The following is an 11,199-nucleotide window of genomic DNA, read 5'->3' on the forward strand; positions in this document are numbered from 1 at the left end:
GGAAAACATACAGCAGCAGCTCAGGGCTTGGTCTCTGCCGTGGCAGCAGCAGGCTGAGCCTCAGGCTTCCGGGTGATCGTGAAAAAGGCGAGCTGGTAGCGGTATTTGGCGATGGTGCTGTTGGTCTCGATCTTGAGCGCCCCCATCGTGACCTCCTCCGTGGTTTTAGGCTTCACCGTAATAAGATACTCCCGCCCTTCCTTGATCTCCTTCCAGTCGAACTCCACATTTTCACGGGTCGACGTGATCTTGACGATCTTCATCGGTTCATTACCCACGAATTTGACCTGGCAGGCCTTGGGCGCCGGAGCATCACCAATCGACCACTGGAGATTCTTGGGCTTGATGTCCACGACCGCAGGCACATCAAGGATGAAGTTGATCTGCCAGTCAGGCTGCTTGGGGTCGTCGGTATTGACCGTAACAAATTTTTCATGCCTCCCCACAAACGTGGAAACCTTGAACGACGCGTGGCCGGTGCCGACTTCACCCGGTTTGTACTCTGCCTTGTCGAGTTCAGCACTCAGGCAGCTGCAGGCGCTTTCAAGCCCGAGGATTTTGACCGTCTTGTCGCCCTTGTTGCGGAACTTGAATGTGATCTCCACCTCCTCGTCCTCCGGCTTCGGCTTCAGTTCGATCGCAGGCACGTCGAGAGACAGCTCGGCATGCACCGAGGCGGCGAACGCAAATAGTAGAAGGGTAAGTCGGGCGGCTGGCATATGCAAATATAGCACAATTTGGCGTCAAATCTATCGCTGCGAGCGAATGAGCTGCTGAACTTCATCATGGTTGCCAATGAAAAAGAACACCAGTTCAGGAGGCATGGTGACAAAGACAAAAGCCAGCCGCTCCTCAAGACCTACACGGCATTCAAAGATATTTTTTGTCAGACGGCGGATGCTGATGCCGGAGTGCAGGTGCGGGTGCCCCCATGCAGCCAGCACGGAGTTCATCGCCTCGCCGATCACCTTGCGGTCAGCTTTGGTACGCTGACGGAGTTGGTCCAGAAGATCAGCGGTGACTCTTGCCCGCAACGAGGGCTTCGATGTCGCCGGTGAACTCTCGGAGGTTTCCTGCTTTCCCCTCTTTTTCGATTTTGCCATGAACGTTTTTTGCAAAGTCGGCCAGTTCACTCTCAGTCGCGCCATACTCACGCATCGCATAGTCAGTGGCTTCCACTTCCACTGGGCGGAGCGCGATGATTTTCCCGTCCAGCACGATGCCAATATCGTCGCCTTTCAGCGCCCGACGCAGCAGGCTGGAAAGGTTTAAACGTGCACTCGTGGGCGTCAGTGTGGTCATGGCCATACTTAAAGATGACGCATTTCCGGCGTTTATGCGAGCAGATATTCAGCGTCACTGAGCACCACCTCCAAAGTTGACGTCAAGCCCATGCCCGCGCACCCTGCCCGCCTATGCGATTCGCGATTTGCAACGAGACCTACCAGAACTGGACCTTTGAAAAAATGTGTGAGGACGCCGCAGCGGCAGGGTATCACGCCATCGAGCTGGCCCCCTTCACCCTGAAGGAAGACCCCCGCGAACTGACCGTGGAGGAGGCCCTCACCCTCTGCGCAAAAGCCAAATCCTTCGGTCTGGAAATCCTCGGCCTCCACTGGCTCCTGACAAAGCCGACGTGGTTTCACATCACCACGCCCGACGCCCTCCAGCGCAAAGAAACTGTCAAGTTTGGCCGGCACCTCGCTCAATTCTGCGGTGCCACCGGCGGCCGCATCATGGTCTGGGGCAGCCCCAAGGCCCGCAATATCCTGCCGGAATGGAACTATGAAGACGCCTTCAACCGCGCCGCCGACTGCGTGCGCGAAGTGGCCGAGGAATGCGGCAAATACGGCGTGGTCATCGCCATGGAGCCCCTGGGCCGCAAGGAAACCAATTTCCTCAATACCGCCGAAGAAACCATCCGCCTCTGCAAGCTCGTGGACCATCCCTCCTGCAAGCTGCACCTCGATGTGAAGGCCATGAGCGATGAAACGAAGCCCATCCCCGACATCATTCGTGATAGCAAGGAATGGACCGTCCATTTCCACACCAACGACCCCAATCTCCGCGGCCCCGGCCAGGGCGAAGTGAAATACGAACCCATCATCGCCGCCCTGCGCGAGACCAACTACGACGGCTACCTGTCGGTCGAAGTCTTCGATTACACCCCCGACGCCCCCACCATCGCACGCCAGAGCATTCAATACCTGCAGCAGGTGATGGGCCTCTAATAAGTACGATGGGCACGCTTGCCCGTCGATCCCATGGCGCCGCAACACCTCGACGCACACATGGGTCCGTCTCACAAAAAACGGGATGGCCTCTCGGCCATCCCGCACTGTGATTGATTGAAATCAGACGCCGCGACTACGCTGGATCCTTGGGTTTGTCAGGAGCCGGAGCGGGCCCCTTCGGCGCATCGCCTTCGACGGGTGGACGACGGAAGCCGCCTTCACCAGGAGGTGGGCCACCAGGGCCGCCGCCTTCACCAGGACGATTCATGCCAGGACCACCCTGACCACCGCGGAACATCTCGCGCATTTTTTCCATGGCCTTGAGGTACTCCTCTTCGGAGACGCTGCCGTTGCCATCTGCATCCATGCGCTTGAAGTTTTCCTTGGGGTCCCCAAACATGCCGCGTCCACGACCACCTTCGCCACCCGGGCGCATGCCCTGGCCTTGAGGTTGGCCGCCGGGAGATCCTCCGGGAGGGCCACCTTCGCCGCCAGGTGGACGACGGAAGCCGCCACCCTCACCACCGGGAGGACCACCGCCTTCGGGACGGCGCATGCCGCCCTGACCGCCCCCACGCTGCGCCATCTTGCCAGCTTCTTCCTGGTCGATGAAGCCATCTGAATTGCCATCCATCTGGCCAAAACGCTCATCGCTCATCTTCCGGCTCATGACGGCAAATTCCTCTTTGTTCACCTTGCCATCGGCATCGGTGTCCATGCGCTTGATGAGCTCTGCAGCGCGCGCGGCAGGATCACCACCACCACCAGGAGGGACTCCTTGGGGGCCGCCGGGAGGCGGGCCACCCTGCGGTCCGCCAGGAGGAGGTGCCCCGGGCGGGCCACCATCTGGAGGTGGTCCTTTGGGTGCGTCTTGAGCGGTGGAGAGGCAGGTCAGGCTCAAGATGCTGAACCCGTAGAGAAGTGTTTTTTTGAGTTTCATGTCGTGCGTGTGTTTGGTTAGTGAAGCACGACGTCTCAAACAGACCCCCGCTGGATTGGTTGCAAAGTTTGCAGAAAAAACTTCACGCCAGCTCCGCCAGCAGCGCCTGATTCAAGCGCACACCCGCCACGAAATTCTCGATGGGAAAGTTCTCATTCGGCGCATGTGCCTGACAGTCCGGCAGCGCCAGTCCCAGCAACAATGTGTCGGCATTCAGCACGTCTTTAAACGCCTGCACAATGGGGATGCTGCCACCTTCACGAATGAGCGCGGTCTTCTCTCCAAACACCTGTTTCAAGGCACGTTGCGCAGCGGTGCCGAGCGCCGAATGCGGATCCATCAGATACGGCATGCCCGTATGGCCGGGCGTGATCTCCAGCCGTACGCCCTTGGGCAGATGCGCCCGCAAATGTTCAGCGGCACGTTTCAGCACGAGATCAGGATGCTGGTCCGGCACCAGACGGAAAGACAGCTTCACAAAAGCTTCACGCCCGATCACCGTCTTCGATCCTTCCCCCTGATAACCCCCACCAATGCCGTTCACTTCAGCCGTAGGCCGTGCCCAGCGGCGCTCGCGCTCGGTGTAGCCCGGCTCGCCAAACAACGCGGGTGATCCCGTCAGCTCCAGCATCTCCGCATCACCATCTCCCAGCTCAGCCCACGCCTTGCGTTCCCAGTCGGCGATGGGACGCACGCCATCATAGAATCCATCAATCATCACGCGCCCTTCCGCATCGTGCAGCGTTGCCGTCAGTCGTGCGATGGCCGTCACCGGATTCGCGATAGCTCCTCCAAAAATACCGCTGTGCAGGTCAATCGCCGGCCCATGAATCTTCGCTTCCATGCACGCGATGCCTCGCAGCCCATACGTGAAAGTCCCCACGCCTGGAGCCACCATGCCGGTGTCCGAAATCGCCACCACATCACACTTCAGCATCTCCCGATGCTGCTCCAAAAAAGGCTTCAAATTCGGACTGCCAATTTCTTCTTCACCCTCAAACAACAGCGTCAGATTCACGGGCAGATCTGCATGTTTCTCCAGCGTCTCCGCCAGCCCCTGCATGTGCGCCATGAGCTGCCCTTTGTTGTCCGTGGCTCCCCGGCAGAAAATGCGACCATCACGGATCGTCGGCTCAAACGCCGGCGACTTCCACTCCCCCAACGGCTCCACAGGCTGCACATCATAGTGCGCATACAGCAGCACCGTGCGACGTCCGGCGATGTGATTGTTCTTCGCCACCAGCACCGGATGCCCCGGCGTCTCGTGCAGATCGCCCGTCAGCCCCATTTCACGCACCTTGCTCAGCAGCCATTCAGCACACGCACGCACATCTGCACGCCGCGTGGAGTCGGTGGAAACAGAAGGAAAACGCAGGCAGGTGAGGAGATTGTCGAGGCCGGGTGGGTTCATAAGAAGGAATGAGGAATGAATAGCGAGACTCAAACGATGAAAGCGACATGGAGTTCGCGGTCAACGGTCAAGCACGATCAAGAGTCGTGCCTTGCCCCCCCTCCTGCCCTCACTTCAACTTCTTCACCTCAATCTCATCCACGCTGCCCTTGCCTCCATAGAGGTTCAGCAGCACCCCGCCCTTTTCGCCTTGGGTCAGCTCCGTCTTAAGCTCCAGAACAACCTGGTCATTCACCTGCACGGTGATCTTGTCACCCTTCGACTCAAACGCCACCCGCTGCCATTCGGTGGATTCAATGCGAGTGTTCGCAGACTTCAGTACTTTCTGATTTTCCACATCACGCACCACCACTGCCCCCTTCGGGGTAACGGCCACATTGATCTTCCGCTGTGCGCCAGGGCGGTCCCCTGGAGTATAAAACCCGAAAGCAATCCAGCTGCAGGCCCAAGGCTTCACCAGCAGTTGCACTGAGACATCCTGCGCCGGCGCATCAAAGGCCCGCCAGATCACCGCTCCTTTGCCTGCCGCCTGATCCATCAGCAGGCTGCCATCAACGATCTCAAATTTCGCCGCCTCCGCGCCTTTGGCATACACCCACTTTTCGTCCAGCTTCTCAGCCTTGAAGTCATCCGCGAAGATGACATCCCCCTTCAAGCGCATCGCCTTCGGTTTCTTGTCCGCCCCATGCACCATGGTAGCCAGGGCGAAACAGAGAAGCACGATGCGTTTCATAAGGACTTCAACAGGGGATCAATGTTTCACCTCGCCCTCAGGCCCATACGTCGGTGGCTTGAAGAACAGCGCCAGCAGCACGATGCCTGCCAGCGCCATGCCGGTCGGGACCAGGAAGAGCTGATGGTAATCCACCACGCCATTCACGGTGTATTTCACCACCAGTTCGGGGAAAATCTTGCTCGCCACCACCATGCCGATGCCAAGGATCAGCAGATTAAACAAACCCTGCGCACTGGAGCGGATGTCCTTCGGAAACACCGCATCCACAAAAATGTACACCGTCACAAAGAAGAACGCGTAACAGATGCCGTGCAGCACCTGCACCGCGATGATGAGCCACTGGTTTTCCGGCGTGCCGAAGAAGGCAAAGATGCTGAAGCGCGCCGCGTGACCGATGATCCCAATGATCAGCGTCGTCTTCCAGCCGAGTTTCTTGAGCACCGTTCCCAGGATCAGCATCGTCACGATCTCCGCCACCTGGCCGATGCTGCTGACCACCATGCTCATGTTCGCCGAGATGCCCACCTTTTGCAGGAATCCGTCGATCACCACGAAGTAGCCGTTGTGGATCGTAGAGTCGATGAAGGTGACAATGAAAAGCACCAGTACAAAGGGATTGCCCAGCAGCTTCAGCGCCTTCAGCCATGCCACCTTGTCCATACCCTCCACATCCTTGCGCGGCGGCGTATGCGGCAGCGTCAGACTGAACACAGCCAGCACGAGCGAGATGATGCCAGCAACGATGAACACCCACTTCGTCTCAGACGCGCCCGCCTTTTCACTGAGCAGGAAAATGAACGGCCAGCTCACCACGATCCAGCCAATCGTGCCACCCATGCGCACAAAGCCAAAATCCTTCGCCGGGTCTTTGAGATTGGCGAAAGCCAGCGAGTTCGTCACCGAAATCGTCGGCACATACAGCAGGCAATAGGTGATGAAGCAGGCGAAGAAGGGCCAGAAGGACGTCTGAAACGCCGTCGCGATCAGCGCCAGACCGCCGATCACATGGCTGAAAGCCAAAAAGCGCTCGGCCGAGAAGTTGCGGTCCGCGAACTGGTTGCTGAAAAAGATCCCCACAATCGACGCGATGCCAAACGCGCTGCCCACCAGCCACTGCTGATCGGGATTAAACCCCAGCATCGTCATATAAGAGAAGATTTTGATCTGCCAGGCTCCCCAGATCGCGATCTCAAGGATCATCATGAGGAACAATTTAATCTTGATGGATGATTGCGCTGCGGTGTCAGTCATAGGGAGGCCGCGAGGCTAGGGAGACCGCCACATCTTGGCAAGGACAAAACCACTCCCGGCTTGAGCCGGTGAAAACCCGGTGATATTAAAGAAGGATATGGTCCGTAAAATCGTCCGCTATCCTGAACCCGTGCTCCGTGCCAAATGCCGCCCCGTGACTGAAGTCACGTCCGATATCCGCGCCCTGGCCGCCGACATGCTGGAAACGATGCGCGAGGCCAACGGCGTCGGCCTCGCCGCCCCGCAGGTCGCCGTGGATGTGCAACTCGCCGTCATCGACGTCTCGCACAACCCCGACTGCATCACCTTCATGAAGATCAACGGCGAGAAAGTGGAAATGCCCCAGCACATGCCCATCGTGCTCATGAATCCCCAGCTCGACCTCGGCAGCGCCAAGGAGATCGGCGAAGAAGGCTGCCTCAGCTTCCCCCGCCTCCGTGGCGACATCCGCCGCTCCAGCCAGATCAAAGTCTCCTACACCGACCTCGACGGCAAAACCGTCACCGTGGAAACCGACGGCCTCCTCGCCCGCGCCTTCCAGCATGAGATCGACCACCTCAACGGCATCCTCTTCATCGACCGCCTCAACGCCGTCGCCAAAGTCAGCATCAAGCGCAAACTCGCCCGCCTGATGGAGGAATGGGAAGAGGACGACGAATAAGAGGATAAGAAGGCACCCTGCAGCAGGATTATACCGCCATCGGGGTACCCTGTTCGGTTATCTAAAAACGCCCCCACCAAGCATTCTAGCCCAAGGGCTGGACACGCAATCGACGGAATGTGTAAAAGGGCACCTCTGACTCTGTCATCCGTCGGCCACCCTCTTTTCGTTTCGGACTGAACCGCTCCCTCTGCGATTCATAGATCTCCTCCACGAACTCCCGGCTCCCCAGCACCACGCCGTCAGTGAAATAGCGCACCCGCAGCCTCACCAGCTCCGCCGTACTCAGCTGCCCCTTCTCCGACAGCACTGCTCGCGCCGACTCCGCACTCACGCCTCGCCTCAGCACCTTCTCGTTCTGCGCATCTTTGATCTCGCAACCCTCCGCATGCAGCAGGCACCGATACGCCTCCGCAGCGCCCGCACTCTTCCAGCCATCCACCGGCTTTCCCTGCGCCTTGCACAGGCCACGCTGCGCCCTGCGACTGCCCCCCAGAGCCTCCGCATACCCACACCAGCGATAGTCTTTCGGGTCCTTCACCAGCCCCGCACGCACCGGATTCAAATCAATGTAGGCAGCCATCGTGCGCAGCGCCTCCCCTTTGCCCTCTACCAGCACGCTATTGAAGCGATCCATCCACAGCGTCCCTTTGCGCCCGCGCCTCTTGTTGAGCCACCGGCTGAAACGCTCCTTCACCTCCTTCACAAACAACGAAAGGTCACAGAACCTCTTCTTGAGCCCCTCAATACGCCGCTCAGCCATCACCGTCATACCACGTGAACGCAGATCGCTCAGTTCATCCCGCAGCAGACCAATATAGGCCCGGCTGTACAGAATCCTCAGATGCTCCATCAACTTCGTCTCGCCATCCGGTCCCTCAAATCTCTGCAACCACATCTCCCGATGCCGCACCTCCACCAGCAGGTGGAAATGATTCTTCATCAGGCAGTAGGTCACCACCTTGATCCCCGAGAACTCCGCCATGCGCCAGATCACGCGCCGCAGCGCCTCCTTCTCCACGTCATCAAAGAACACCTCCCCGCCACACGTCCGCGACATCACATGATAGCAATAAGACTCCAGCGGCCCCCTCCCCAGAATCCGATGCCGCCCACCTGACCAAGAACGCGCGCCAGGATAAAGCCCCGTTTTTGCATTCACTCCCACAAGCTGCTCCTCAAGCAGTATATTCTGGCAATCAGTTGTTTGGGCTGCTTTCATAACGCTAAAAATGAGCAGAAAATGAGCGCCGTCAAAACTAAATGCCTGGCATTATTTTGCTAGCAGCATGCTAGTCGCCACCCAAAAAGATTGTCCACCCCTTATTGTGACGCGAGAGCCAACGTTCGTGCCTTTTCCACCCGCCGCACCTCCAGCGTAAACCCCTGCCCGCTCTCAAACGGTTTCACCTCAGCGGTGATCTGTACCACGGGGTAGCGAGCGGTATTGAGACCATAAGCACGATAGGCAGCAGCGAAAATCTCACACTCGACGATGCCGGTGCGGTCGCAGATCGAGATAAACTTCATCGGCTGCCCGTTCTGCTGCACATGCGAGCGCGTGACAACAATGAGCCCGCAGACCGTGACACGCTGATTCGGGTAGCGGTGCAGTTCAGCGATGGGGCAATAAGTACGCCAATCCACCTCGGGAAAACGATCGAGCGGGTGGCCGCTGACCGTGTAGCCAAACAGTTCGGCTTCATCGTGAAGCTTCTGCTGCAGCGTCGGTTCTTCGCGGCAGGTCGCTCGCAAAACCGCCGACTCACTGTTTCGAAACAACCAGTCCGCACCGGCAGTGCTATCGCTGGCCGCGTGCAGGCAATGCCAGAACTGCGCCGTACGCGTGTCCCCCAGCCGATCAAAAGCTCCGGCTCGGATGAGATTTAAAATCTCGGTGCCCGCAGGACGCACACGCTGGCAAAAATCCCTCACGTTCACAAAGGGGGAACGCCCCAGTTCACCACGCCAGCGCTCCAGCATGGCCTGACCGACATCCTTGATGCACCGTAGGGGCACGCGGATGGCCTTGACCATGGAAGGCACAGGCGTGCCGTGCTCGGCACTCACTGGCTCAACCCCAAACGCCTCGCTCAGCACATTCACACACGGCGAAAGGAATCCAATGCCAAGCCGCCGGCACTCCAGGGTGTACACCAGCGCAGAGTAGAATCCTTTCCCGTTCGTCAGCACCGCCGCCATGAACTCGGCAGTGTGATAATATTTGGCGTAGGCCCCCTGATAGGCCTCCACCGCATAGGCAGTGCTATGCGCACGGCAGAACGCATACCCCTCAAACCTCGCCAGAAGCTCCCACACTTGGGCGATGATCCCATCCTCACGCCCCAGCACCCGCGCTGCAGCAATGAATTCACCCCGAATCTCTGCAATCTTGGCTGCATCCTGCTTCACCAGTGCACGGCGCAGCACATCCGCCCGGCCCGGCGCCAGCCCCGCGAAGGCCTCGCAAATTTGCAAAACGTGCTCTTCGTAGGCGATCACGCCAAAGGTGGATCTCAGCACCGGGGCCAGACTCTCGTGGAGGTAGTCCACCTTTTCCAGCCCCTGTGCCCGTCGCGCAAACTGCGCTTTTTTGAGGCCATTGGCCGCACCAGGGCGGATCACGGACACGATGGCCACCAGTCGGTCGATGTCCCGCACATCGGCCATGCAGGAAAGGCCGATCATGGCAGGGCTCTCTATATGATGCACGCCACGCGCATTGCCGCTGGCGATCATCTGCCAAATGCCCGGATCACTCCACGGCTCCACTTCCGCCTCCCGGGGCGGCGCCTCCGTGCCGCCCGCCTCGCCGACTTCCAGCGCCAAAAGATCCAAAGCCTGATCTTGGGATCGGAGTGTGATCTGGGTGTCCCGCAAAACGGCAAGTCCGCCCTGCGCCAAAATATCCAGCTTGATCAACCCCACGGCCTCCACTGCATCCATGTCAAAGTGCGTGGTCGGCCACCCCTTGCCACTGATGAAAGTGGGCGTCTGGTCGCGGATCGGGTCGCGTGACAGCACCACGCCACAGGGATGCATTTTGGCATAGCGGGGCAGTCCATCCATCATTCCGGCCATGAGCAGGGCGGTGCGCATTGGCTCCTCCTGCCAGGCCGAAAGATCACACTCACGCGAAAGCGCCACCGCGTCCGCCGCATGCCGCGCATCGGTCCAAGGCATGTGCTCGGTCAGCCGGCGGATCTCGTTTTCAGCCACCCCCAGTACCTTGGCCACATCCCCAAATGCAGAGCGAGCCTGGAAAGTATTGAACCCTCCCACGATGGCCGCATGCTCAGATCCGTAACGATTCAACAGTAACTTCACCACGTCATCTTTGCGATCATGCGCAAAGTCGATGTCAATATCCGGCAGCTTCTGCAGCGCCATGCGATCACGGTTGAGGAAACGCTTAAAGTATAGATCGAAACGAATCGGACAAACATTACTAACGCCTAAAGCGTAACACACCAAGGAGTCCGCCGCACTGCCCCGGGTGATCCATCCAATGCCAAGTTGTTCACACTCCTGCAGCAGCTGCCAGACCATGAGGAAGTACTCCTCGTACCCCACCTCAGCAATGATCGAAAGCTCTTCCAGCAACTGCGCTTCATGCTGCCGCGACCGCTTCCCATACCGCCGCCTCAGCCCCTCATGCGCCAGCCGGCGCAGCATCGCCGCAGGTGTGCTCCCATCCGTTGGTGAATAACGCGGAAAACGTAATGTTTTGAAGTCGAATTCAAATTCACATTCTGCGTGAATAGTATTGATAACATTCATTTCACCAGCAGAAATAACACTCGTTAACACGCCATAATCGTGAAAAGAAAAATCCCCCTTTCTTTTGCCCGGATGTGCTTCGTGTAAAAGCGTCAGCGTCTTCATGCTTTGCAGGATGTCGAAGAACACCCGGTCTTTTTTGTCGCGATAACGCATCGATTCAAACGTTACATAATCAGCATCTAC

General features: G+C 58.4%; 11 protein-coding genes. 2 read left to right on the forward strand and 9 right to left on the reverse strand.

Translation table 11 applies throughout. The annotated features are described in order from the left end of the window. Positions 1 to 20: 20 nt before the first annotated feature. The 3 genes from ACIREA_RS04610 to ACIREA_RS04620 are packed head-to-tail and all read right to left on the reverse strand — an operon-like array spanning position 21 to position 1,302. Positions 21 to 719 carry a DUF1573 domain-containing protein gene (locus ACIREA_RS04610; protein WP_397381021.1) on the reverse strand — a complete coding sequence of 233 codons (699 nt, stop codon included), beginning with the start codon at positions 717 to 719 and terminating at the stop codon, positions 21 to 23. A gap of 30 nt (positions 720 to 749) precedes the next feature. Next, positions 750 to 953: a hypothetical protein gene (locus ACIREA_RS04615; protein ID WP_397381023.1), complete on the reverse strand. Its 204-nt coding sequence runs from the start codon at positions 951 to 953 to the stop codon at positions 750 to 752. 58 nt (positions 954 to 1,011) lie between these two features. Then, positions 1,012 to 1,302, reverse strand: a complete 291-nt coding sequence (locus tag ACIREA_RS04620) for a hypothetical protein (RefSeq protein WP_397381025.1) — start codon at positions 1,300 to 1,302, stop codon at positions 1,012 to 1,014. A 113-nt stretch (positions 1,303 to 1,415) separates the two neighbouring features. On the opposite strand from ACIREA_RS04620, the gene ACIREA_RS04625 reads away from it, so the two are divergent. Next, a complete protein-coding gene (locus ACIREA_RS04625; protein ID WP_397381027.1) occupies positions 1,416 to 2,231 on the forward strand; it encodes a sugar phosphate isomerase/epimerase family protein in 816 nt (271 codons plus the stop codon). A gap of 136 nt (positions 2,232 to 2,367) precedes the next feature. On the opposite strand, the gene ACIREA_RS04630 is transcribed toward ACIREA_RS04625, so the two are convergent. The 4 genes from ACIREA_RS04630 to ACIREA_RS04645 all read right to left on the reverse strand — a co-directional run bounded on the left by ACIREA_RS04630 (position 2,368) and on the right by ACIREA_RS04645 (position 6,572). Further along, on the reverse strand, positions 2,368 to 3,174 hold the full coding sequence (locus ACIREA_RS04630) for a hypothetical protein (RefSeq protein WP_397381029.1): 807 nt from the start codon (positions 3,172 to 3,174) through the stop codon (positions 2,368 to 2,370). Between the two features lie 82 nt (positions 3,175 to 3,256). Beyond that, on the reverse strand, positions 3,257 to 4,585 hold the full coding sequence (locus ACIREA_RS04635) for a dipeptidase (protein WP_397381031.1): 1,329 nt from the start codon (positions 4,583 to 4,585) through the stop codon (positions 3,257 to 3,259). A gap of 109 nt (positions 4,586 to 4,694) precedes the next feature. Then, complete coding sequence (locus tag ACIREA_RS04640; protein ID WP_397381033.1) at positions 4,695 to 5,318, reverse strand: family 16 glycoside hydrolase; 624 nt, start codon at positions 5,316 to 5,318, stop codon at positions 4,695 to 4,697. Positions 5,319 to 5,336: 18 nt separating this feature from the next. Then, positions 5,337 to 6,572 carry a nucleoside permease gene (locus ACIREA_RS04645; RefSeq protein WP_397381035.1) on the reverse strand — a complete coding sequence of 412 codons (1,236 nt, stop codon included), beginning with the start codon at positions 6,570 to 6,572 and terminating at the stop codon, positions 5,337 to 5,339. A 97-nt stretch (positions 6,573 to 6,669) separates the two neighbouring features. Between ACIREA_RS04645 and def the strand changes: the two genes are divergently transcribed. Beyond that, positions 6,670 to 7,233 carry a peptide deformylase gene (gene def, locus ACIREA_RS04650; RefSeq protein WP_397381037.1) on the forward strand — a complete coding sequence of 188 codons (564 nt, stop codon included), beginning with the start codon at positions 6,670 to 6,672 and terminating at the stop codon, positions 7,231 to 7,233. 85 nt (positions 7,234 to 7,318) lie between these two features. Here the strand turns inward: def and ACIREA_RS04655 are convergent, their stop codons facing one another. Then, positions 7,319 to 8,455, reverse strand: coding sequence for a transposase (locus tag ACIREA_RS04655; protein WP_397381039.1), 1,137 nt, complete (start codon positions 8,453 to 8,455; stop codon positions 7,319 to 7,321). A 101-nt stretch (positions 8,456 to 8,556) separates the two neighbouring features. Continuing rightward, positions 8,557 to 11,199, reverse strand: a 2,643-nt coding sequence (gene dnaE / locus ACIREA_RS04660) for a DNA polymerase III subunit alpha (protein ID WP_397381041.1), incomplete at its 5' end; no start/stop codon positions are given.

Origin of the sequence: Prosthecobacter sp. (assembly GCF_044373815.1) — a bacterium.
Taxonomy (GTDB): domain Bacteria; phylum Verrucomicrobiota; class Verrucomicrobiia; order Verrucomicrobiales; family Verrucomicrobiaceae; genus Prosthecobacter.